The sequence below is a fragment of the Corallococcus sicarius genome, assembly GCF_003611735.1.
Lineage (GTDB): Bacteria > Myxococcota > Myxococcia > Myxococcales > Myxococcaceae > Corallococcus > Corallococcus sicarius.
Genome location: NZ_RAWG01000077.1, coordinates 1 through 26,495, shown reverse-complemented (window position 1 = coordinate 26,495; position 26,495 = coordinate 1). Strand labels below are relative to the sequence as shown.

General features: G+C 71.8%; 2 protein-coding genes. One reads left to right on the top strand and one right to left on the bottom strand.

The genetic code is table 11. The features are described 5' to 3' along the window. The first annotated feature begins 209 nt into the window (after positions 1-209). Entirely contained in the window at positions 210-1,034 is an 825-nt protein-coding gene (locus D7X12_RS14660) for a GNAT family N-acetyltransferase (protein ID WP_120625894.1), read from the top strand. Here D7X12_RS14660 and D7X12_RS44290 read toward each other — a convergent pair. Beyond that, positions 1,031-26,495, bottom strand: a 25,465-nt coding sequence (locus D7X12_RS44290; protein ID WP_279637182.1) for a non-ribosomal peptide synthase/polyketide synthase, incomplete at its 5' end; no start/stop codon positions are given. The two genes, D7X12_RS14660 and D7X12_RS44290, sit on opposite strands and share 4 nt — an antisense overlap.

Here is a 26,495-nt window from a genome sequence, read left to right as displayed (position 1 = left end):
AGCCTTGCGGCCCGTCTGACCAGGGGGGATGCCTCCCACGGCCCGGTGGAGGAGGTCACCGCCCATGAGCCGCCCGGGCGGCGTCGGGTTCGAGCGTCGGGTGCACGGCCCCCCGGAGTCGTGGGCAGGAACCCACATCCCGGGCGTCAGAACCCCGGCTGCAAGCGCGTCGGCCCCCCGGACCCGTACCTCGGGTGTAAAGGGGCTGCATGAACGATGTGAACCTGGTGGAGATCGCGCGGCGGTTCGAGCGCAAGCAGGCGCAGGTCGCGGTGACGCTGGCGACGGAGTCCGCGCCGCTGGCGGACGGGTGGATGGCGTTCGGGGGCGTGGGCTCTTACGTCAACAAGTCGTGCGGGTATGGCTTCGGCCAGGAGGTCACCGGGGCGGACCTGGATGCGCTGGTGGACTTCTTCTCCTCGCGCGGGGTGGAGCCGAAGGCGGAGCTGAGCCCGTACACGCCGGTGCCGCTGCTCCAGGCCCTGGCAGACCGCGGGTTCGTGCTGCGCGAGTTCGAGACGGTGCTGTACCGGCCGCTTCGGGAGACCGAGGACCTGCGCAAGCTGAGTCGGGGCGCCCCTCCGGGATTGACCATCGAGCGCATCGACCCCTCCGACGACGCGGCGGTGCGCATGTTCGCCGAGGTCTCCGGCAGCGGCTTCGTCCCCGAGGGCGAGACGCTGCCGGAGTCATTCCTGGCGATGGGCATCAAGGGCGCTCGCACCAAGGGCACGGATGCGTTCGTGGCGCGGCTCGAAGGCGTCCCGGTCGGGGCTGGAGGCTGCGAGACGAGCGACGGGCTCACGTCCCTGTTCGGCACGTCGGTGCTCCCCGCGTGGCGCCGGCGCGGCATCCAGCAGGCGTTGATCGCCGCCCGGCTGGCGCGCGCCGTGGAGCTGGGCAGCGACGTGGCGGCCATCATGTCCGGGCCGGGCATCCCCACCGAGCGCAATGCCATGCGCGTGGGCTTCCTGATGGCCTACGCCCGCGCCGTGCTGGTGAAGCGCGGCGCGGGCCTGGTTCCCTCGCCCTAACGCGCCTGGAGCCAGGTCGCCAGCCGCTGCGCGAGCCCCTGGACATGGGGGGCTCGCAGCAGCGTGTAGTGGTTGCCCGGCAGCTCCTCGCGCACCAGCTCGCCTTGGATGACGGCGCCCCAGCCTTCGTCCCTGGCTCCCGAGGTGTCTGGGGATCCGGCAGCTTGCAGCAGCAGGACGCGCCCCGTGTACGGCCCGGGGCGGTAGTGCTTCAACGCTCGCAGGTTGTGGGTGAAGACCCGGAGGAGGGTGCGCCCCTGGGCCTGCTCCGCCTCCGGGGCCGCGAGCTGTCCCTGGTCGAGTTCGAACAGCGAGGCCACCTGCCTTGCGTCGTCCACGTCCTGCGGCACCCGGTCGTCCGTCGCCGGGCTGGGGTCGATGAGGGCCAGCAGCTCCACCGTCTCTCCCCGGGCCTGGAGCTGGCGGGCCATCTCGAAGGCCACCACGCCTCCCATGGACCAGCCTCCCAGGCGGTAGGGGCCCTTCGGTTGGACGGTCCGGAGGGAGGCCACGTAGAGCGCCGCCATCGCCTCCACCGTGTCCAGCGGCGGAAGGGTGCCATCGAGCCCCTGGGACTGGAGGCCGTAGAACGGCTGGTCCGGACCGAGCTGCTTCGCCAGCTCCGCGTACGCCAGCACGTTGCCTCCCACCGGGTGGACGCAGAAGAAGGGCCGCTGCGTGCCCTCGCGCTGGATGGGCACGAGCGGTGAGAAGGCGGTGGGGGCCTGACGCAGCAGCCGGGCCAGCTGCTCCACCGTGGGCGCCTGGAACAGCGCGGCCAGCGGCAGGTCGCGGTGCAGCCGCTCCCGGATGCGCGCCATCAACTTCACGGCGAGCAGCGAGTGTCCGCCCAGGTCGAAGAACGCACGGGTGACGCCGATGGGGCGGGTGCCCAGCAGCTCTTCCCACAGGTCCACCAGCTCCCGCTCCAGTGCGTCGCGCGGCGCAACGAGGGGTTCCGGGCCTGCCAGCGCGTCCGCTGCCCGGGGCTTCTCCGGGACAACCTTGCGACGCAGCTCCTCGGCGGTGAGCAGGGGCGTCCTGTCCAGGAGCGCGTCGGGCTCCGCGAGGACGTCCTCCAGCAGCCGAGCCCATTGCTCCATCAGCCGCTGGACCGTGGCTGCTTCGAAGAGGTCCGTGCTGTAGGTCAGCGCGCCCTGGAATCCTTCGGGCAGCCGGGTCAGCGCCAGGTCCAGGTCGAACTTCGCGGGTGGAGCGCCCGCCTCCACCGCCTTCAGCTTCAGGCCGGGCAGGTCCACCTCCGACGCGGGCGTGTTGTGCAGCGCGAAGAGGGCCTGGAAGAGCGGGGTGCGTCCCAGGTCTCGTTCGGGCTGGAGCGCTTCCACGAGTCGCTCGAAGGGGAGGTCCTGGTGCTCGTAGGCGCCCAGGGTGCTGGTGCGGACTCCCGCGAGGACCTTCCGGAACGACGTGCTCGCGTCGAAGCGGGCGCGCAGGACCAGCGTGTTGACGAAGAAGCCGATGAGCCCTTCAGTCTCCGCGTGACGGCGGTTCGCGATGGGCGTGCCCACCAGCACGTCGTCCTGACCGGTGTACCGGGACAGCAGCGTCTGGAACGCGGCCATCAACACCATGAACGGTGTGGCGCCCTCGCGCTTCGCCAGGGCCTCCACCGCGTCGCTCACGGCGGGGGACAGGTGCACCGGCAGCACGGCGCCCCGGGCGGAGCGCTTGGGCGGACGGGGCCTGTCGGTGGGCAGCGCCAGCGCGTGCGGTGCTCCTTCGAGCTGTCGCCGCCACCAGTCGAGCTGCGCGTCCAGCACCCGGCCCTCCAGCCACGCTCGCTGCCAGACGGCGTAGTCCGCGTACTGCACGGGCAGCTCGGACAACGGCGACGGTTGGCCCTGCCGGAACGCCTCGTAGAGCGCCACCAGCTCGCGCACGAGCACGTCGAAGGACCAGCCGTCGGAGACGGTGTGGTGCAGGCACAGGAGGAGCATGTGCTCGCGCTCCTCCAATCTCAGGAGCGTGAATCGCGCCAGCGGTCCCGTGCCCAGGTCGAAGGGACGCTGCGCCTCTGCTTCCGCGCGCCTTGCAGCCTCGGCTTCGCGCGCGTCCGCGGGCAGGTGGACCAGGTCCTCCATGCGCAACGTCCCGGACGGGGCCGGGTGGATGCGCTGGCGGGGCTCTCCGTCCCGGGCCTCGTACGTGGTGCGCAGCGTTTCATGCCTCCGCACCAGGGCGTCGACGGCCTCCTGGAGGGCGGGCACCTCCACCGTTCCCGACATGCGCAACGCGAAGGGCATGGTGTAGAGCGGGCTGCCGGGTTCGAGCTGATCAATGAACCACAACCGCTGCTGCGCGAAGGACAGCGGCGGCAAGCCGTCGAGCGTGGCCCTGGCCAGGGGCGGCAGGGTGTTGACGGTCGCGGCGGTGGGCAGGCGCTGCGCGAGGGCCGCCACCGTGGGGGATTCGAAGAGCGCCCGGACGGCGAGCTCCACGCCGAAGCCCGCACGCACGCGGGCCACCACCTGCGTGGCCAGCAGCGAGTGGCCTCCCAGCTCGAAGAAGTTGTCGTGGCGTCCCACGGCGGGCACGCGCAGCAACGCGCTCCAGATGGCGGCGAGGCGCTCCTCGGTGGGCGTCGCCGGGGCTTCGTAGGTGCGCTCGGGGAGGCGCGACGCATCCGGCGCGGGCAGCGCCTTGCGGTCCAGCTTGCCGTTCGGCGTCAGGGGCAGGACGGGCAGGGCGATGAGGGCCGCGGGCACCATGTAGTCGGGCAGGTGCTGGCGCAGGTGCTCTCGCAGCGGCGCGGTGTCCAGCTCCGGCGTGACGTAGGCCACGAGGCGCGCGTCGCGCACCAGGGCCACCGCGTCCCGGACTCCCGGGTGCGTGCGCAGCGTGGCTTCGATTTCGCCCAGCTCGATGCGGTAGCCGCGCAGCTTCACCTGGAAGTCGAGGCGGCCCATGAAGTCGAGGGTGCCGTCCTCGCGCCAGCGGGCCTTGTCGCCCGTGCGGTACAGGCGGGCTCCGGGCTCGGTGCCAAACGCATCCGGCATGAAGCGCTCCGCCGTCAGGTGTGGTCGGCCCAGGTAGCCCCGGGCGACGCCCTCTCCGGCGAAGCACAGCTCTCCCGGCAGGCCGAAGGGCGTCAGCTCCTGGCGCTCGTCGAGGATGTACGCCCGCAGGTTGTCCAGCGGCCTTCCGATGACGGGCATTGCGTGGGGCGTGCCCTGGATGTTCCAGGCCGTGGCGTCCACGGTGCACTCGGTGGGGCCGTAGGTGTTGAAGGCGCGCGTGCGCGTCGTCGCGGCGAGCTGCCGCCAGAGCACCTCGTCCAGCGCCTCGCCGCCCACGAGCAGCAGCGACGGCACCCGGGCGCGCTCCAGCATCCCCGCGTCCAGGAGGAGCTTGAGCTGCGCGGGCGTGCAATCCAGCGTGTCCACCCGCGTTGCCTCCAGCCAGGGCAGCATCCGCTCCGGATCCAGGCGCGTGTCCTCGGGGACGGGGCACAGGCAGTGGCCGTCGAGGAGCCAGAGGATCTGATCCATGGACGCGTCGAAGAACAGGGGCGCGTTGACGCTGACACGCAGCCCTGGCGGCTGCCCCGCGTAGACGGTGCGGAGCAGCGCCCGGTGCAGGTGGAGCAGCGAGCGGTGCCGCACCATCACGCCCTTGGGCGTGCCCGTGGAGCCGGACGTGTAGATGACATACGCGAGGTTGCCAGCGTCCGCGGAGGGCGGCGGGTTCTCACGGGGCAGGGTGGACAGCCGCTCGCGTTCGACATCGAGCCGCACCACCTGGGGCACGTCCGGTCGCCACGCCTCGGCCAGCGCTTGCGAGGTCAGCAACACGGAGGCGCCGCAGTCGCGCAGGAGCAGGGACTTGCGCGCGGAGGGCGCCGCCGGGTCCAGCGGCACGAAGGCGCCCCCGGCTTTGAGCACCGCCAGCAGCGCGACCATGACGTCCGCCGAGCGCTCCAGGCACAGCCCCACCGGGACCTCCGGCCCCACACCCCGGGCCCGCAGGTCCCAGGCGAGCTGGTTGGCGCGCGCGTTGAGCTGCTGGAAGGAGAGCGTCGTCTCCTCGAACACCACGGCGTCCGCGTCCGGGGTCCTCGCCACCTGTTCCTCGATGCGGCCGTGCAGCGTGCCGTCGCGGTCGAAGTCCGCGATGCCGCCGCTCCAGGGGCCCAGCAGGTGCGCCCGCTCTTCCGCTGAAAGGAGCGACAGCTCAGGCAGGGGCGCATCCGGCCGGGCGAGCGCGGCCTCCAGCAGCACGCGCAGGTGCGTGAGGAGCCGTGTGGGCGTCGAGCGCTCGAACAGGTCCGTGGCGTATTCGAGCGTCCCCCGGAACCCGTCCTCCTGACGGTTCAGGTCCAGGCTCAGGTCGAACTGGGACGTGGTGCGGTCGCCGATGCGCGCCGGGCGCACGGTGAGCCCGGGCACCGACAGCTCCGGCACCGGCGCGTTCTGCAGCGCGAACATCACCTGGAAGAGCGGCATCCGGCCCAGGTCTCGCGTCGCGTGCAGTGACTCCACCAGCCGCTCGAACGGGATGTCCTGGTGTTCGTAGGCGCCCAGGGTCGTGGCGCGCACCTGCGCCAGCAGCTCCCGGAACGTCATCCGGGGACCGAAGTTGCCGCGCAGCACCAGCGTGTTGACGAAGAATCCGATGAGCCCTTCGGTCTCCGCGTGGCGCCGGTTCGCGATGGGCGAACCCACCAGCACATCGTCCTGCCCGGAGTACCGGTGCAGCACGGTCTGGAACGCCGCGAGCAAGACCATGAACGGTGTCACGCCCTCCTGCTGCGCCAGTGCCTCCACCTGTTCGGCCAGGGCTCGCGGCAGGTACACCGGTACGGTGTCGCCGCGCTGGGTGGAGATGGCGGGCCGGGACTTGTCCGTGGGCAGCTCCAGGGCCCTCGGTGCTCCGGCGAGCTGCTGCTTCCACCAGTCGAGCTGCGCCTCCAGCGCCTCGCCCTGGAGCCAGCCTCGCTGCCAGAGGGCGAAGTCGGCGTACTGCACGGGCAGCTCCGGGAGCACGGGCGTCCTGTCCTCGCGGAGGGACTCGTAGAGGGCGGTGAGCTCACGCACCAGCACGCCCAGGGACCAGCCGTCGGACACGATGTGGTGCAGGTGCAGCACCAGGACGTGTTCCTCCGCGTCGAGCTTCAGGAGCAGGGCGCGAATGACCGGCCCCTGCTCCAGATCGAACGGGCGCTGCGACTCCGCCGTCGCCCGCCGCTCTGCCTCCTGCTGCCTTTGTGACGGGTCTTCCAGGTGCGTCAGGTCCACGCGCTCCAGGTGAACGGTGGCCTCCGCGTGGATGTGTTGCACGGGCTGGCCCGCCTCCGTGCGGAAGGTGGTGCGCAGCGATTCGTGCCGCGCCATCAGCGCGTCCAGGCTTCCCTTCAGCGCGTCCTCGTCCAACGTGCCCAGGAGCGTCAGGGCGAAGGGCATGTTGTAGAGGCTGCTGCCCGGCTCCAGCTGATCAATGAACCACAACCGTTGCTGCGCGAACGACAGCGGCAGCACGGCCGGCCTTCGCGTGCGGGTGAGCGGCGGCACGCGGGATGTGCTCGCGAAGGTGGACAGGCGCTCCGCGAGCGCGGCCACGGTGGGCGCGTTGAACAGCTCGCCCAGGGGCAGCTCCACGCCGAGCACCGAGCGGATCCGCGACACCACCTGCGTGGCCAGGAGCGAGTGGCCTCCCAGCTCGAAGAAGTCGTCGTGGATGCCCACCGCGTCCAGGTGCAGCACCTCTGCCCAGATGGCCGCGAGCTGTTCCTCCCTGGCATTGCGCGGAGCCTCGCGGGTTGTCTCGGAGGGCTGGGCGGCTTCGGGGGCGGGCAGGGCCTTGCGGTCCACCTTGCCATTCGGGGACAGCGGCAGGGTCGGCAGCTCCACCCACGCGGACGGCACCAGGTAGTCGGGGAGCTGCTGCTGCGCGTAGGCCTTCACGCGGTCGGTGCCGGAGCCGGCTTCACCGAGCACCACGTAGGCCACGAGCCGCTTCTCTCCGGACACGTCCTCGCGGGCCAGCACGATGGCCTCGCGGACGTCGGGGGCCTGGCGCAGCACGGCCTCCACTTCGCCGGGCTCGATGCGGAAGCCACGGAGCTTCACCTGGAAGTCGGTGCGGCCCAGGAACTCCAACGTCCCGTCCTCGCGCCAGCGGGTCTTGTCGCCGGTGCGGTACAGACGCGCGCCCGACGCGGTGGCGAAGGGGTGGGGGATGAACCTCTCGGCGGTGAGGTCGGGCCGCTGGAGGTAGCCCCACGCGAGGCCGTCGCCTCCGACGTACAGCTCCCCGGGGACTCCCGGCGGAACGGGCTGGAGCGCGGCATCCAGCACCCACGCGGTCGAGTTCGCCAGGGGCCGGCCGATGGGCACCGTGCGCTCCACGGTGTCCCCGGCCCGCAGCGTGTGCGTGGCGGAGAACGTCGTGTTCTCCGTGGGGCCGTACCCGTTGACGAGCACGGCGTCAGGGGCCATCCGCGCCAGGTGCTCTCGCACCCGAGGCACGGGCAGCACGTCGCCGCCCGCCAGCACCTGCCGCACCCTCGCGAGCGCCGCGCCTTCGTGCAGGACCATCTGTTCGAACAGCGCGGCGGTGAGCCAGAGCGTGGTGATGCCCTCCGCCGTCAACAGCGTGCCCAGCTCCGACAGCGAGAGCGCACGCGGCGGCGCCAGCACCAGCTTCGCGCCGTTCAGGAGCGCGCCCCAGACCTCCAGCGTGGACGCGTCGAACGCGACCGGGGCCACCTGGAGGAAGACCTCGGCAGGCCCTGCGTGGATGAAGTGAGAGCCCCGGACGAGTCGCACGATGCCCCGGTGCGGCACGGTGACGCCCTTGGGGCGGCCGGTGCTTCCCGAGGTGAACATCACGTAGGCCAGTGCTTCGGCCGGCACCTGCACTTCCAGCGGCGTGACGGGCTGCTTCGCGAGGAGCTCCGCTTCCGCGTCCAGGAGGACGAGGAGCCCTGCCTCCGCCGGCAGTTCGTCCGCCAGCGCCTCCTGCGTGACGAGCACGCTGACGCCCGCCTCCTGGAGGATCCAGGTGATGCGCCCGGATGGGGACTTCGCCTCCACGGGCACGTAGGCCGCGCCAGCCTTGAGGATGCCGAGCATGGCGGTGATGAGCTCCGGCGAGCGCTCCACGCACAGGCCCACCCGGTCTCCAGGCCGCACGCCCATGCGACGCAGGTGGTGCGCGAGCTGGTTCGACTGGCGGTCCAGCGCGGCATAGGTCAGCTCGCGCGGCGCCACCGGGGCTGCGTCCAGCAGGAAGGCCCCGGTGCTCGGGGGCATCCGCACGGCGATGGCGTCAGGGGTGCGCGCGGCCTGCTCCGCGAACAGCGCGGGCACGGAGGCTTCGCGCGGGTAGTCCGTGGCGGTGGTGTTCCAGGTCTCCAGGACCTGCTTGCGCTCCTCGGCCGTGAGCAGCGGCAGGCGTGACAGCGGGGTCGCGGGCGAGGCCACCGCCGCGTCGAGCAGCACGCGCAGGTGCCGCGCCATGCCGGCCACGGTGCGGGGCGTGAACAGGGCGGTGTTGAAGTTGAGGCCGCCCGCGAAGCCTTCCGGCGCGCGGTGCAGCAGCCACTCCAGGTCGAAGCGGATCGCACCCGGGTCGATGTTCATCGGCTGGAGCGACAGGCCGGGAAGGCCCAGCTTCGGCAGGGGCGCGTTCTGCAGCGTGAAGGTGACCTGGAAGAACGGCGTGCGGGCCAGGTCCCGGGCGGGGTGCAGCTCCTCGACGAGCTTCTCGAAGGGGACGTCCTGGTGCTCGTAGGCGCCCAGGGTGGTGTCACGCACGCGGGTCAGCAACGTGAGGAAGGTGTCCTCCTCGCGCATCCGGGTGCGCAGGACGACGGTGTTGGCGAAGTAGCCGATGAGCGCTTCGGACTCGGCGTGCTGGCGTCCCGCGATGGGGGAGCCCACGAGCACGTCGTCCTGGCCGGCGTAGCGACCGAGGAGCACCTGGAAGGCCGCCAGCAGCACCATGAAGGGCGTCATGCCTTCACGCTTCGCCAGGGCCTCCAGCGCCTCGCTCGCTGCGCGCGGCAGGGTGAACGGCATGAGCGCGCCATGGAAGGTCTGCCGGGGCGGACGCGGATGATCCGTGGGCAGCTCCAGGTGGGATGGCGCTCCTTCGAGTTGCTGGCGCCACCACGCGAGCTGATGGTCGAGCACCGCGCCCTGCAACCAGCCTCGCTGCCACAGCGCGTGGTCGGCGTACTGCACGGGCAGCTCGGGCAGGGGTGACGGGAGGCCCTGGGAGAAGGCGGCGTAGAGCGTGCCCATCTCGCGCACGAGGACGCCGGTGGACCAGCCATCGGAGATGATGTGGTGCTGGTTCAGCACCAGCACGTGCTCCGTGGCGGACAGGTTGAGCAGGAGCGCGCGGATGAGCGGGCCCTGCTCCAGGTCGAACGGGCTCCGGGTCTCTTCGAGGGCGAGCTTCGTCGCCTCGGCGCGACGCTGCTCCGGGTCGGTGATGCCCATGAGATCCACGTGCCGGACCGGCAGGGGCAGGGACGCGTGGATGACCTGCTCCGGGGCTCCGTCGCGCGCTCGGAACGTGGTGCGCAGGGCTTCGTGACGGCGCATCAGCTCGTCGAAGCTCCGTTGGAGCGCGACGAGGTCGAGCGTGCCCTCCAGCTTCAGGGCGAATGGGACGTGGTACGCCGCGTCCGCGACACCCAGTTGGTGGATGAACCACAGCCGCTGCTGGGCGAAGGACAACGGCAGCACCGCGGGACGCTTCATGCGCGTCAGCGGCGTGAGTGCCGATCCGCTCAAGCGCTGCGGCGCGGCGAGCTGAGACGCTGTCCCACTGGGGGCTGCGGGCACTCGCGCTGGCGTGGCGGCGGGAGGGCCTTCCTGCTTCGAGCGGTGCGTCGACTCACGACCCATTGAGGCATCGCCGGAGAGGCGCCGGGAGAGCGCCTCCACCGTCGGGGCCTCGAAGAGCATGCGCAGCGGCACGTTCTGCCCAAGGCGCGCACGGACCCGCGCGGCCACCTGGGTCGCCAGCAACGAGTGGCCTCCCAGCTCGAAGAAGCTGTCCCTCACTCCAACCCGTTCGAGGCCGAGCACCTGCGCGAAGATCTCCGCCAGCGTGCGTTCGGTGTCGTCGCGCGGGGTGATGGGCTCACCACGTCCGGAAGTCGGGGCTTCGGGTGCGGGCAGGGCCTTGCGGTCCACCTTGCCGCTGGAGGTCAGCGGCAGCGCCTCCAGGGTGACGAAGGCGGTGGGCACCATGTACTCGGGCAGCCGCGCGTGCAGGAACGCTCGCAGGGCGGCGGTATCGAGCGTCCCTCCCTCGACGGTGACGTAGGCGACGAGGCGCGGGTCTCCTGCTGGCTCCTGACGCACGACGGCCACGGCTTCACGCACCTCCGCCCAGGCCTGGAGCGCGGCTTCGATCTCTCCCAGCTCGATGCGGAAGCCCCGCAGCTTCACCTGGAAGTCTGCGCGGCCCAGGTACTCCAGCGTGCCGTCGGAGCGCCACCGGGCGATGTCTCCCGTGCGGTAGAGGCGGGCTCCGGGGGCATCACTGAAGGCGTCGGGAACGAAGCGCTCGGCGGTGAGCGCGGGGCGGCGCCAGTAGCCCCGGCCCACCTGCACGCCGCCGATGAACAGCTCGCCCGGGATGCCCACCGGCACCGGCTGGTTCCTCCGGTCCAGGACGTACATCCGCGTGTTCGCCACCGGGCGACCGATGGGCACGATGCGCAGCGCTTCGTCGCGCGGGCACTCCCAGGACGTCACGTCCACCGCGGCCTCGGTGGGGCCGTAGAGGTTGTGCAGCGCGGTGTGGGGCAGGCGGGCCTGCGCCCTGTGCACCAGGTCCGCGGGCAGGGCTTCGCCGCTGCACATCACCTGACGCAGCCGCGTCAGGCCCTCCAGTCCGGGCTCCTCCACGAAGGCCCGCAGCATGGACGGCACGAAGTGCGCCGTCGTCACGCCCTCCCTCGCCATCAACGCCGTGAGGTAGTCCGGCTCCTGGTGCCCTCCGGGCCTCGCGAGCACGAGCCGCGCCCCCGTCATCAGGGGCCAGAAGAACTCCCACACGGACACGTCGAAGCTGAACGGCGTCTTCTGCAACACCGTGTCCCCGGCCGTCAGTGCATACCGCCCCTGCATCCACCGCAGGCGGTTGACGACGCCCGCGTGCGCGTTCATCGCCCCCTTGGGCCGTCCCGTGCTGCCAGACGTGAAGATGACGTAGGCGAGGGCGTCGTCAGCGGCCAGCGTGTGGGGCCTTCCCATCGGCTCGCGGGCGATGGCGTCCCAGCCCGTGTCCAACGCGAGGACGTGCGCGGTGTGCGGAGGCAACGCGTCCCGGAACCGCTCCTGGATGACGAGGACGGGCGCGGCGGTGTCCTCCAGCATCCCGGCGAGCCGCTCGCTCGGGGTGGCGGGATCCAACGGCACGTACGCGGCGCCGGACTTGAGGACGCCCAGCAGCGCCACGACCATCTCCAGGGAGCGCTCCAGGCAGACCCCGACCTGCGTCTCCGGGCCGGCACCCCGCGCGCGCAGGTGGTGCGCGAGCTGGTTGGCGCGGGCTTCGAGCTGCGCGTAGGTGAGCCGCTGCTCCTCGAACTGGAGCGCGATGGCGTCCGGGGTGCGGTCGGCCTGGGCTTCGAAGAGCTGGTGGAGGCTCGTGCCCTGCGGGTACTCCACGCGCGTGTCATTCCAGCCGTGCAAGACCTGATGGCGCGCGTCGGCGGTGAGCAGCGGCAGGTCCGCGACCGGCGCGTCCGGGGCGGCGATGACGGCCTTCGCCAGGACGGTCAGGTGCTCCGCCATCCGGACCAGCGTCTCCTCGTCGAAGAGGGCGGTCGCGTACTCCAGGCGGCAGCGCAGCCCGTCACGCTGCTCCCAGACCTCCAGCGTCAGGTCGAACTTGGACGTCGTCACCGGCACGTCCACGCCGCCAATCTGGAGCCCCTGGCCTCCCGTCGTCTGGGCCTCCGGCACGTTGATGACGTTGAGGATGGCCTGGAACACGGGCGTGCGGCTCAGGTCGCGCGGCACCTGGAGCACGTCTACCAGTCGCTCGAAGGGCATGTCCTGGCGCGCGTAGCCCCCCAGGGCCTGCTGCTTCACGCGGGCAATCAGCTCCCGGAAGCTCGGGGCTCCGTCCAGCTTCGCGCGGAAGGCGAGCGTGTTGACGAAGCAGCCCAGCAGACCTTCCACCTCGGGGCGGGTGCGGCCGGCGATGGGCGTGCCCACCGCGAAGTCGTCCTGGCCGGAGTAGCGCGAGAGCAGCGCCTGGAAGAGCGCCATCAGCACCATGAAGGACGTGGCGCCGTCGCGGCGACCCACGGCGAGCAGGGGCTCCGACAGCTCGCGCGGCAGGTGGAAGCGGTGGGCCGCGCCCGCGTAGGACTGCACGGCGGGGCGGGGCCGGTCGGTGGACAGCTCCAGCGGCGGGGTGCCCTGGAGCAGCGCCTTCCACCAGCGCACCTGATCGTCCAACACCACGCCCTCCAGCTCCCGGCGCTGCCAGACGGCGTAGTCGGCGTACTGCACCGGCAGGGGTGGCAGGACGGACGGCACGCCCGCGCTGGCGCAGGCGTAGAGGACGGGCAGCTCGCGGCTGAGGACCAGCGCGCACCACGCATCGGAGACGACGTGGTGCAGGAGCAGGTGGAGGACGTGCGCGTCCGGGGACAGCCGCAGGAGCAGGGCGCGGACGACAGGGCCCGTGTCCAGGTGGAACGGCGTGGCGGTGTAGGCCTGACAGCGGCGAAGCATGGCGGCCTCGCGCGCTTCGGCCGTGTCACCGGGGACGTCCTCCCGGTCCAACGAGAGGGAGCCCGCGGCGTGGATGACCTGCACGGCGCCCGCGTTGGCCAGGGCGTAGGTGGTGCGCAGGACCTCGTGGCGCTCCACCAGTGCGTCGAGCGCCGTCTGCAGCGCCCGCACGTCCAGCGCGCCCGTGAGCCGGAAGATGATTGCGTTGTTGTACGCGGTGCTGTCCGGCTCCAGCTGCTGGAGGTACCACAGGCGTTGCTGGGCGAAGGACAGCGGCAGTGGCCGGTTGCGCGGAACTCGCGGGATGGCCTGCGCGGCTCCGGAGGTCCGGGTCGCGGCGGTGGACGGGCCGGCGACCACGGAGGCTTCTGCTCCAGCAGCGCCCGTAGCGGGACCCGGCACGGACGCAGTGAAGGCCGGGCGCGGCCCAGGCTCGATGGGCGCTTCGGCTGCAGAACCCGTCACCGGACGGGATGCTGACGCCGTGAAGCCCGGGGGTGACACGGGCTCGACGGGCGCTCTGGCAACAGCGCCCATCACGGGACGGGACGCTGACGAATTGAAGGCCGGGAGCGACACGGGCTCGACGTGACCGTCCGCGCGCAGGCGCACGGGACGGCCGGTGCGGTAGAGGCGCGCGGAGGCGTGCCGGGGATGCGGCACGAAGCGGTGCGGCTCCTCTCCCGAAGCCTTCCAGAGCGCGGCCGGAAGCCCCGCACCGTCGAGCGCCAGCTCGCCCACGACGCCCGCGGGCACCGGTTCACCCGCTGCATCAAGCACCCACGCCTGGAGGCCTGACGGCAGCCTCTCGCCCGGAGCCCGTGGCAGGAGACCCGCCTCGTGCGCTTCTCCCGCGAGCAGCACGGCTCCTCCGGCAGTGCGTTGGAGCGCCGTCGCGAGCTCCGCCGATGCGCCCTCCAGGACCCACGTCCCCACCGGTGCCAGGGCTTCGCGAGCACCCGGTGCCGCCGTCAGCGTGCGCGCCAACCGGGCGGTGGTGTTCACCAGCACCGCGCCGGCCTGACGGGCCAGGGTGAAGAGCTCCTCGATGCCCGCCGCACCTTCGCCCCGCACGCGGTGCTGGCGCGAGGACTCGTCCGACACCAGTGCCTCGCGCAACGTGGCCAGACGCCGAAGCCCCTGCAACACCACGGGCGTCTCCAGCCCGAAGTCGATGAGGCACGTCACCTCGTCCACGTCCGAGGCCCGCACGTCGCGCAGGCGCTTGAGGCCACTCTCCACTGTGCCGATGAGGCCCGTGCCCTTCGCGTGGTGCTCGAAGGTGTGCTCCAGCAGCGCGTCGATGTCCTCCTTCGAGATCTTGTTGATCTCGCCCTGGTGCCCCTGGGCCGCGAGGAGGGACGCGGTGATGTCCGCGGAGCTGCGGAAGTACGCCAGCAGCGGCTTGCGCACCTGCTGGAGGACCTCGGCCTCGTCCTCACCGAGGAACGTGTGCAGCATGCATGTGATGTGGCCCCGGCCCGGGTGGCCGTTGCGGCGCCACGCCTCGCGGTAGAGGGCCACCTTGGGCTTCAGCTCCTCCAGCGAGTGGGCGAACAGGCCCGTGAGGACGCCCGCGCCCAACTCCCCCGCGAGCCGGAACGTCTCCGGGTTCGCGGTGGCGGTGAGCCACACGGGCAGCTCCTTCTGCACGGGCCTGGGACGCAGCCCCACCTCCACGGTGACGCCGTTGCCACCCGGACGCAGCAGCCGGTCTCCGCGCCATAGAGCGCGCAGGGTCTCCAGGTGGCGCAGCAGGATGTTGCGGCGGTCCGCGTAGTTCTGCGGCGCGAAGGTGAAGTCCTGCACGTGCCAGCCCGTGGCCACCGACACGTCGACCCGGCCCCCGGAGAGGTTGTCGACGACGGCCCACTGCTCGGCGACGAGGAGCGGGTCGTGCAACGGCAGCACGACGCTGCCCGAGCGCAGGCGCAGGTTGCGCGTGACGGAGGCGAGCGCGGCGGAGACCACCGCCGGCTGCGGGTAGATACCGCCGAACGAGTGGAAGTGCCGCTCGGGCGTCCAGATGGCGGAGAAGCCATTCGCGTCCGCGAACTTCGCGCCCTCCATCAGCAGTTCGTACTTGGGCCCGGTGAGCGAGTCCTCGTCGTTGGCGAAGTAGGAGAGGCTCAGTTGCAGCGGCCGTGAGGCGCCCCCACCCGCGTGGGAGAGGCGCGAAGCGACGGCGTCGGATGGGAAGAGGACCCGCAGACCGCGTGAGAGGGCCCAGAGCGCCTCGAACTCGGGCTTCTCGGGAGCGGGCTCGGAGGCGGCGAGCCAGGTGGTCCCTGGCGTCGGACGCAGGCGCGCATCAAGGCCGGCGAAGAAGCCCGTCAGCGACGCGTGACTCAGCGCCCACGCGGGCTGCCCCGCACCCATGGGCAGCAGCCACGCCAGCGTCTCGGGTGACGCAAGCGGGAGTGCACGCTCCTCCGCGAAGGGAGCCGCACCGTCCAGCACCTCCTCGACCTGGAGCACGCGCGTCGCGTCCAGGCGAGCAGACGTGACGAGCCCGCGCCACGTGATGAGGCGCGGCACCAGGCTGCCCTCCACGGCATACACGGGCAGCGAGTCCAGGTCCGTGGACCCGAGCGTCACCGGAGCGCCTCCGGCTTCGAGCACGCCCCACAGCGCCGCCAGCTTCTCCGGCGACGCGCGGAGGCAGAGCACCACGGGCTCTCCGGGCTGGAGCCCCTGTGCCACCAGCCGCGTCGCGAATCGACGAGCACGGGAGGCGAGGTCGCTCCAGGTCCAGGTCCGCTCGCCCTGGCTCACGGCGACCGCTTCCGGTTGGAGCCGCGCGTGTTCCCGGAGGCGCGTGGGCAGGGAGGGCGCGTGGGGAACGGACCGGGGTTCGGGCCACGCGAGGCGTTCAGCCTCGGTGGCCAGCGGCAGGAGGGAGAGGCGCTCCTCGGGCCGGGCCAGCGCCGCGCCCAGCAACACCTGGAGGTGCTCCAACATGCGCCGCGCGGTGGAGGCGTCGAACAGCTCCGTCGCGTACTCCAGCGCGCCGTGCACGCGCCCGGGCTCCTCGGTGAGGATGAGCGTCAGGTCGGACAGCGTGGCACCCCATTGCACGGGCGTGCCCGGCACCTCGATGAACGTCCCCCGGGCCCCGACGGCGGCCAGCGCATCGCCGCCCATCTCCAGGTTCGAGTGGTAGACGAAGACCGTGTCCGCCATGCGGTCCCGTCCGATGTCCTTGCCCGGGACGAGCTGTTCGACGAGCAGCTCGAACGGGACGTCCGGCCGCGACTGCACGTCGGTGACCTCGCGCCGCACGCGGTGCAGCAGCTCGCGGAAGCTCGGATCATCCCCGACGTGCGTACGGAAGGCGGCCGAGTGCGCCACGTAGCCGATGAGCGGCAGCAGCTCCGGCCGCGTGCGGTTGCCGATGGGCGTGCCGACGATGAGGTCCGTCTGGCCGGTGTAGCGGTGCAGCAGCGCGTTCCACGCGGCGAGCACCGTCATGTACGACGTGAAGCCCTCGCGCTTGCTGAAGGCGACCAACTCCTGAGCGAGCGCGGGCGGGAAGTCCAACACCATGCGCTCGGAGGTGAGCGGACAGTTCGCGGGCCGGGGCCGGTCCGTGGGGATGCCGAGCTGCCGGGGCATGCCGGCCAGCCGCTGCCGCCACCACTGCTCCTGCTCGGGGAAGCGGGACTCGGCGAGCGACTGCCGCTGCCACGCGCCGAAGTCCGCGTACTGCACCGGGAGGGGTGTCAGCGGCGACGGCCTGCCCTGGACGAAGGCGGCGTAGAGCTGCCCGACCTCCTGGAGGAACAGGGACGTGGAGAGCGTGTCGCAGACGATGTGGTGGATGGCGCAGACCAACAGGTGCAGGTCCGCGCGCAGGCGCACGAGCGTGGTGCGCAGCACGGGCCCACGCACCAGGTCGAACGGACGCGCGGCGTCCTCGCGGGCGAACTGGAGGGCGGCCTCCTCGCGCTCCCCGGGCGTGCCTTCCACTTCGACGACGGGAAGGGGGATGCGCACGTGGGCGTGGAAGCGCTGCATGGGCCTGCCGTCCACCGCGTCGTAGGTGGTGCGCAGGGCCTCGTGTCGTTGGACGACTTCCTGGATGGCGCGCTCCAGCGTGGCGACGTCGGCGGGGCCCTCCAGGCGCAGGACGAAGGGGATGGTGTAGGCGGACAGCCCGGGCAGGTATTGCTCCAGGCGCCAGACGCGCTCCTGCACGAAGGACAGGGGCAGGGGCGCGGTGCGAGGGAGCGGCACGAGCGGCAGCTCGCGCGTGGGCTCGGCTGCGGGGACGTTGCCGAGGAGGGGCTCGATGCGGGACGCGAGGCCCGCGACGGTGGGCGCCTCGAAGAGCGCGGCCAGAGGGACCTGGACGTTGAAGGCATCGCGGAGCTGGTTGAGGAGCTGCGCGGCCATGAGCGAGTTGCCGCCCAGATCCAGGAAGTTGTCGTCGCGGCCGACGAAGTCCATGCCCAGCCGCTCACGCCAGAGCGCGGCGATCCGGGCCTCGACCTCACCGCGTGGCGCGTCCTCGCGGCCATCGGGGAGTGGTGCTGCCATCTCCGCCAGGACCCGCGGGATGGACGCAGGCGTCGGAGGCGGTGCAGGCAGGGTGTTCGCGGCGGAGACGTCCGAAGCAGAGACGCTGTGCGGTGACAGGGCTGCCGGGGCGGTGGTTGAAATCGAAGGTCCAGCGCCGGACCGGGAAGCCGGCCCGTTCTCCGGTGCGGGCGCTGCAACATTGCTCGGCGGCATCGCGAGGGGCCGTCCGGTGGCCTCGGCCACGGAGGGCGCGCTGTCCTGGGCGCGAGGCTCCACCCAGCAGCGCTTGCGCAGGAACGCGTAGGTGGGCAGGTGCACGCGGCGGCGCTGTTCGTGGGCGTAGAACGCGCCCCAGTCCACCTCCAGCCCTGCTGCCCACAGCTCTCCCACGCATTGCAGGAGACCGGCCTGCTCCGTCGTCGTGCCGCTCCGCCGCAGCGAAGCGAACGCCTTCACGCGCTCCTTGTCCTCGCCCAGGCAGGCGCGCATCAGTGGCGTGAGGTCCTGGCCGGGCCCCACCTCCAGCAGCACGCTGCAACCCTCTTCCAGCAGCGCCCCCACCGCGTCGGTGAAGCGCACGGGCTGGCGCATCTGCGTGGCCCAATAGTCGGGGGACGCGAGTTCCCCCGGACGCGCCACGGCGCCGGTGAGGCTGGAGACGTAGCGCACCGAGGGCTCACCGCGCTGGAGCGAAGCCACCACGCGCGCCAGCTCGCCCATCAGGGGCTCCACGTCCGCGGAGTGGAACGCGTGGAGCGAAGGCATTCGCACCGCGCCGGCCTTTCGCTGCTGCAACACGGCCTGGAAGCGCTCCACCTCCTCCACGGGCCCGGAGACGACGCACCGGTCCGGAGCATTGATCGCGGCGAGCGTCAGCCGACCGGAGAGCAGGGGCTGCACCTCGGACGCCGACAGGGCCACGCCGAGCATCGCGCCCGGAGGCAGCCGGTGCATCAGTTCGCCCCGGGCCACGGCCAGACGCAGCGCATCCGGCAGGGAGAGGACGCCAGCGACACAGGCGGCGGCGTACTCGCCGAAGCTGTGCCCCAGGACGGCGTAGGGGACGATGCCCCAGTCCTGCCACAGCCGCGCCAGGGCCACCTGCACCGTGAAGAGGGCGGGCAGGGCGACGCGGGTGTCCGTGAGCGCCGTGGCCTCCTGGCCCGGCCCTGGACGCAGCAGGGCTTCCACCCGCGCACGCAGGGGCGCCTCCAACAGCGCGAGGCACGCGTCCACGTGGGCGCGGAATGAGGGAACGGTCTCATCCAGCACCCGGCCCATGCCGACCTGCTGGGTGCCCTGTCCGGAGAAGACGAAGGCCACGCGCTTCCGCCGGGCCCCTTCGACGTCCTTCAACCGCGTCGGCGTGGCCGGCTTGCGAAGCTGCTTCGCGAGGTCCGCCGCGTCGCGCGCCACCACCGTGCGCCGGTACTCGAAGGCCCGTCGTCCGACAGCCTGCGTGTACGCCACGTCGGCGAGCGAGGTGCGTGCCTCGGGCACGTCCACGGAGAACCGGGCCGACAGCGCCTCCAGTGCCTCGGGCGAGCGCGCGGACAACACATGCAGCGCGAGCTGCTTCGCCGCCGCCTCCAACGCTTCGGGCGAGCGCGCCGAGAGCACCTCGTTGGCGAGCTTCGATGACGCCGCCTCCAGTGCCTCCGGAGACCGGTCCGCCAGCACGTGCGAGGCAAGCTGGAGCGACGCCGCCTCCAGCGCCTCGGGCGAACGCGCGGACAGCACGAAGAGCTGGTGCGAGCGCGACGTGGGCCCGCTCCGGACGACCGGCGCCTCCTCCAGCACCGCGTGCGCGTTCGTTCCGCCCACGCCGAAGGAACTCACCGCCGCGCGCCGGGGTGCCGCTCCCCGGGGCCATGGCCGCAAGCGGGTATTGACGAAGAACGGCCCCGCGTTGAAGTCGATCTGCGGGTTCGGGTGCTCGAAGTGGAGGCTGGGAGGAATCTCCCCCTCGCGCAGTGACAGCGCGACCTTGATGAGCCCCGCGAGCCCCGCCACGGTGTCCAGGTGGCCCACGTTCGTCTTCAGCGAGGCCAGCGGGATGGTGCCCCGGTGTTCAGGGCCCAGGCCGTAGGCGCGCTGGAGCGCCGCGACCTCGATGGGGTCGCCCAACGGGGTCGCCGTGCCGTGCGCCTCCACGTAACCGATGTCCTGGGGCGCGACGCCGGAGCGCTTGAGCGCCTGGGTGATGACGGCCGCCTGTCCCTGCACGCCCGGGGCGGTGAAGCCGGACTTGTTGCGCCCGTCGTTGTTGACGGCGGTGGCTCGGATGACGGCGTGGATGGGGTCGCCGTCGCGGACCGCGTCCTCCAGCCGCTTGAGCACCACGGCGGCCACGCCGCTGCCGGAGACGGTGCCCTGGCCCTTCGCATCGAAGGCGCGGCAGTGGCCGTCCGGGGAGTAGATCATCCCCTCCTGGTGCACGTAGCCCGTGCGCTGCGGCACCGACAGCCGCGTCGCGCCCGCGAGCGCCACGTCCGACAGGCCGGACAGCAGGTTCTGACACGCGACGTGCACGGCCACGAGCCCCGTGGAGCACGCGGTGTAGACGAGCATGCTCTCGCCGGTGAGCCCCAGCTTGTAGGACACCTTCGTCGGCAGGCTCTGGTACGTCGCGGTGCCGAACAGCTCGAAGTACGCCGCCGAGTCCAACGGCATGTGCTGCTGGACCTCGTTCGCGTAGCCCGACTCATTCGCTCCGGCGAACAGCGAGACGACGCCCGGGAAGCGCGCGGGGTCGACGCCTGCGTCCTCCAGCGCGGCCCATGCGCACTGGAGGAACATCCGCTGCTGCGGGTCGGTCCATTGCGCTTCACGCAGCGACATGTCGAAGAAGGCGGGATCGAACTGATCGATGTCCGCGAGCACGCCGTGCGCGGGCACGAAGCCAGGGTGCTGCCACAGCTCCACGCCCGGAGGCAGACCGGGCAGGTGCTCCAGTTCTTCCGGAGTGAAGCGGGAGATGGACTCCACGCCTTCGCGCAGGTTGCGCCAGAAGTCCTCCACCGAAGCCGCGCCAGGGAAGCGGCCGGACATGCCGATGATGGCGATGGCCCCCGTAGGCAACGCGGGCGTGGGTGTGCTCTGCGAGCTGAGCGCTGAGCCAGGCGCGGGAGCTGACGCGGACACGGAGGCCATGGGGATTCCGGTATGTGATGTCGCGGGCGCTGGAGCGCTCGGGAAGGGCGTGGTTGCTGCTGGAGGCATGGGCTCTGACGCGGGCAGGGTGAGCACGGAGGCGGCGGTAGGCGCGGCCACCGACGCTGCGGGAGGCGTGAGTGCTGTCGCGTTCACAGCCGTCGTGGCGGGCGTGTGCGTTGCCGTGGACGTCGGGCGCAGGGCAGGCGTCTCCCTCTTCGACACATCCGCCTTCCCACCCTCGCGCTCCAGTCGCTGGGCGAGCGCATGGACAGTGGGATGTTCGAACAACCAGACGACGGGCACGTCGCGCTGGAGTTCCTCGCGCAACCGGTTGGCGACGCGGACCACGGTGAGCGACGTGCCCCCCAGGTCCTCGAAGAAATGGTCATGGACGCCGACGCGCCGGGCTCCCAGCTCGCGGGCCCAGATGACGGAGAGCTGTTCCTCCAGCGGGTCGCCGGGCTCCACGAAGCGGCCCTTGCGCGCAATGGACGCGGCGTCAGGGGCGGGGAGGGCGTGGCGGTCCAGCTTCCCGTTGGCGTTGAGCGGCAGGGCGGGCAACGTGACGAACGCCGTCGGCACCATGTACTCGGGCAGCCGCTGTCGCAGGTGTTCGCGCAGGGCCTGGACGTCCAGGACCCCCGTGACGCTGGGGACCGCATACGCCACGAGCCGCTTGTCTCCCGGCGCATCCTCGCGCACGAGCACGGCGGCATCCGCGATGGCGGGCCGCCAGGCCTTGAGGGCGGCTTCGACCTCGGACAGCTCGATGCGGTAGCCGCGCACCTTCACCTGGCTGTCGATGCGGCCCAGGAAGTCCAGGCTCCCGTCCGCGCGCCAGCGCACCAGGTCCCCCGTGCGGTACACGCGCTCGCCGGCCGTGGTGGCGAAGGGGTTGGGGAGGAAGCGCTCCGCGGTGAGGTCGGACCGGGAGACGTAGCCACGCGCGAGGCCGTCCCCGCCGATGAGCAGCTCACCGGGCACACCCACGGGCACGGGGCGCAGCGCGCCGTCCACCACGTACACCCGCGTGTTCGACAGGGGCGGACCAATGGGGATGGCCTCGCCCCGGACATCCTCCGGCCTGTTCATGCGCAGGCAGCAGGTGAAGACGGTGGCCTCGGTGGGCCCGTAGCCGTTGACTACGGGAAGCCCCAGCGTCTCCACCACGCGGCGCGTGTGCGTGGGCGACAGGACGTCCCCTCCGACGAAGAGCTGCCGCAGACCGCGCAGCACCTCCAGCTTCACGTCCACCACCTGCGCGAACAGGCCCGCGGACAGGTAGAGCGACGTGACGCCATGTCGGCGCAGGACCTGCCCCAACAACTCCAGGTCGGTGGGCGGCTGCGGCGGGAAGACGACGAGCCGACCTCCTGACAGCAGCGGCCCCCACAGCTCCAGCGTCGATGCATCGAACGACAGCGGCGCGATGAGCAGGAAGGACTCGTCCGGGCTGAAGCGGGCCCACGTCGCAGCGTGCAGCAGGCGCAGCACGCCCCGATGCTCCACGGCGACGCCCTTGGGACGCCCCGTGCTACCGGAGGTGAAGTCCACATAGGCCAGGTTCCGCGCGGAGAGGTCCACGTCCGGAGCGGTGGTCGGCTGCCCTTCCAGGCGCATCTCCTCCACGAAGAGACAGGGCACTTCATCAGAGACCGGCAGCGTGGAGCGCAGCGAGCGCGTGGTGACGAGCAGCCGGGGCGGTGCGTCCTCCAGCATGAGGGTCAGTCGCTGCGCCGGATACGCGGCATCCAGCGGCACGTAGGCCCCGCCCGCTTTGAGGATCGCGAGCAGCGTGACGACCAGCTCGACTGAGCGCTCCAGGCACACGGCCACGAGCGCATCCGGGCCCACCCCGTGAGCGCCCAGCAGGTGGGCCATCGCATTGGCACGCGCATCCAGCTGGGCGTACGTGAGGCGCGTGTCACCGAACTCCAGCGCGACGGCGTCCGGGCGCAGGGACACCTGGTGCGCGAAGCGCGCGGCGAGGTTCGACTCGCGAGGGTAGTCCACCCCGGTGGCGTTCCACGTCGTGAGCACCTGCCGACGCTCGTCGGGCGTGAGCCATTCCAGCCGGGACAGGGCCACGTCCGGAGCGGCGACGACCGCCTCCAGCAACGTGCGCAGGTGGCCCACCAGCCGCTCCACCGTGGAGCGCTCGAAGAGGTCGGTGCTGTATTCGAGGACGCCGCGAAGGCCGTCCGGTGCCTCGTGCAGCAGCAACCCCAGGTCGAAGCGCGCGGTGGCGTTGTCCACCGGCACTGGGCGCAGCGTGAGGCCCGGCGCCTTCAGCTCCCCGGTGGGCGCGTTCTGCAGCGCGAAGACGGCCTGCACCAACGGATTGCGGCTCAAGTCGCGCGAAACATGGAGCTCCTCGACGAGCTTCTCGAAGGGCAGGTCCTGGTGCTCGAACGCGGAGAGCGTCGTGGCGCGCACCTGGGCGAGCAGCGTCCGGAACGTGTCACCCGCGCGCACGCGTCCCCGCAGCACCAGCGTGTTCACGAAGAAGCCGACCAGTCCCTCCAGCTCCCCGTGGTTGCGGCCCGCGATGGGCGAACCCACCAGCAGCTCCTCCTGCCGTGCGTAGCGCGACAGGAGCACCTGCCACACCGCGAGCAGCGCCATGTAGGGCGTCGCGCCCTCCTTCCGGCCCAGCGCCACCAGCCGCTCCACGGCCTCCACCGGAAGGTGCACGGGGAGGAGCGCGCCCTGCGTGGACTGGAGCGCGGGGCGGGGCTTGTCGGTGGGCAGCTCCAGCACCTGGGGCGCACCGGCGAGGTGGTGCTTCCACCACGCGACCTGCTCGGCCAGCACGTCCCCCTGGAGCCAGGAGCGCTGCCACACGGCGAAGTCGGCGTACTGCACGGGCAGCGCGGGCAGCACGGGCGTCCGGCCCGAGGAGAAGGCCTCGTAGCCGGCGGCCACCTCCCGCACCAACACCCCCAGCGACCAACCGTCGGAGACGATGTGGTGCATGCACAGGAGCAGCAGGTGTTCCGTGGGCGTCAGCCGCAGAAGTCGTGTGCGCAGCAGCGGCCCCCGTCCCAGGTCGAACGGTCGAGCAGCCTCCTCCACGGAATACCGACGGGCCTCGTCCTCGCGCGTCCCCGTGGCCACGGTCGTCAGGTCGGTGACGGGAAGCTCCCAGGTGGAAGTCGCATGCACCGCTTGAATGGGCTGACCGTCCTTCATCGCGAAGGTGGAGCGCAGGGCTTCGTGGCGGGCGACCACCCACTCCAGGGCGCGACGCAGCGCCTCGGCGCCCAGGGCGCCCTCCAGCCGCAGCACCGTGGTGATGTTGTAGTGGCTGCCACCCGGACGAAGCTGGTCCACCACCCACAGGCGCTGCTGCGCGAAGGACAGCGGCAGGTCCCGCTCCCGCGACGTGGGGACGAGTGCCGGAATGCCAGGACCCGCGACGCGGGAGAGCAGCTGCGCCTCCACCCGGTCGGTGAGCCGCGCGACGGTGGGCGCATCGAAGAGGGCGCGCAGCGGCAGTTCCACGCCGAACGTGGTCCGCAGCCGTGAGACGAGCTGCGTGGCCAGGAGCGAGTGCCCTCCGATGACGAAGAAGTCGTCGTGCAGTCCCACCTGCTCCAACCGGAGGAGGTCCTGGAACAGCGTGGCGATGCGCTGCTGGAAGCGCGTCATCCGCTCCGGCACCGCGGGCCCGGCGGCGAGAGCGCGCGCATCCGGCGAGGGCAGGGCCTTGTGGTCCACCTTGCCCACGGGCGTGAGCGGCAGGGCGTCCAACGACACGAACGCGGAGGGCACCAGGGGCGCGGGGAGCCGTTCGGAGACGAAGGCGCGCAGCACCGTCGCATCCACCGGGGAGCCGGGCACGTACCAGGCCACCAGTCGCGGGTCGCCGGAGCCGTCATCGAGCAGCCGGGCCACGGCGGCCTTCACCGACGGGTGCTGGCGGAGGATGGCCTCCACCTCGCTCAACTCGATGCGGAAGCCGCGCAGCTTCACCTGCGTGTCGATGCGCCCCAGGAAGTCGAGCGTGCCATCCGGCAGCCAGCGGACCCGGTCGCCCGTGCGATAGAGCCGGGCCCCGGGCACGTCCCCGAACGGGGAGGGCACGAAGCGCTCGGCGGTCAGCGCGGGGCGGCCCAGGTAGCCGCGCGCCAGGCCGTCACCGCCCAGGTACAGCTCACCCGGGACGCCCACGGGCACGTGCTGTCCGTACGCATCCAGCACATACGTCTGGACCCGCGTCATCGGCCGGCCGATGGGCACCGACGTGGCGTGCTCCGGCAGGTCCACGAGGTCATGCGTGGTGACGCCGACGGTCGCCTCCGTGGGGCCATAGAGGTTCACCAACCGCCCCGGAGCGCCCGCTCGGAGCACGGCGCGAGCGGCGTCCGCGTTCGCGGCCTCACCGGCGAACAGCACCACGCGCATCGTGGCGAAGGCGTCCGGAACCTCGCGGGCTACCGTGTGGAACAGCGCCGTGGCGAACAGGGCGGTGGTGGCGCCCACCTCGCGCAGGCTTCGTGCCAGGTCCGCGGGCACCAGCGTCACCTCGCGCGGAAGGATGACCAGCCGGGCGCCGTGGAGCAGCGCGCCCCAGACCTCGAAGGTGGCCAGGTCGAACGCCGGCGTGCCGGCCTGCACCATGCAGTCATCGGGCCCCAGCTGGACGTAGTTCGTGTCCCGCACCAGGTGCACGATGGAGTGGTGCGTGATGCCCACGCCCTTGGGCTGGCCCGTGGAGCCCGACGTGAAGAGCACATAGGCCAGCTGCTCCGGCACGATGACGACGTCCTCGGGCGCACGGGTGGCCTGCGGGTCCAGGGCTTCCGCGTCCGAGTCGAGGCACACCGTGGGCAGCTCATGCGCGGGAAGCGCGCCCAGGAGGGCCTGCTGCGCCACCACCGCGCTGACGCCCGCGTCCTCGAACATGAACGCGAGTCGGGAGCGCGGGTACGCGGGATCCATGGGCACGTAGCACCCACCGGCCTTGAGGATGCCGAGCATCCCCACCACCAGCTCCAGCCCCCGCTCCACGCACAGCGCGACGCGAGCCTCTGGCCGCAACCCGGAGGCCAGCAGGCGCCGGGCCAGCTGGTTTGCCCGGGCCTCCAGCGCCGCGTAGGTGAGCGACCGTCCCTCGTGTTGCACGGCCACGGCGTCCGGAGCGCGCAGGACCTGGGCCGCGAACAGCTCTGGGACGGTGTGGGGCGCGAGCGGCCGGCGCGTGGCGTTCCAGTCCACCAGCACGCGCTGGCGCTCGTCGCCGTGCAGCAGGGAGTGCTGCGACACCGGAACCTCGGGCCGGGCCGTGAGCGACCCGAGCAGCGCCTGGAAGTGCGTCATCATCCGGATGACGGTGGCGGGCTCGAACAGGTCGGTGCTGAAGTTGAGGTCGCCGCTGAACGCGCCGTCACGCTCCTGGAGGCTGAAGTCCAGGTCGAACTTCGCGGTGGAAATCTCCCCGCTGCGCAGCTCCAGGCGCAGGCCGGGGAGGTCCAGCGCGCCCAGGGGAGCGTTCTGGAACGTGAAGGCCACCTGGAACAGCGGAGACCGGCTCAGGTCCCGAGCCCCCTGCATGCCCTCCACCAGCTTCTCGAAGGGCAGGTCCTGGTGCGAATACGCCGCGAGCGTCGTCGCCTTCACCTGGGACAGCAGCGCCCGGAACGAAGCGTGCGGGTCGATGCGGGCGCGCAGCACCAGCGTGTTGACGAAGAAGCCGATGAGGCCTTCGGTCTCCGCCCGGTTGCGGTTGGCGATGGCGGAGCCCACGAGCACGTCGTCCTGGCCGGCGTAGCGCGACAACAGCAACTGGAATCCCGCGAGCAGCACCATGAAGGGCGTGGCGCCTTCACGCGACGCCATCGCCTTCACGGCCGCGGACAGCTCCGGAGACAGCGCCACGGGAAGGGACGCCCCGCGGAACGACTGCGAGGCGGGGCGGGGCTTGTCGGTGGGCAGGTCCAGCGCGCCCGGTGCCTCGGCGAGTTGGTGCCGCCACCACTCCAGCTCCGCCTGGAGCACGTCGCCCTGCAACCCCTGGCGCTGCCAGAGCGCGAAGTCGGCGTACTGGAGGGGG

Coding starts and splice junctions, on each gene's coding strand:
- D7X12_RS14660 (WP_120625894.1), top strand. CDS start 210: ATGAACGATGTGAACCTGGTGGAGATCGCGCGGCGGTTCGAGCGCAAG.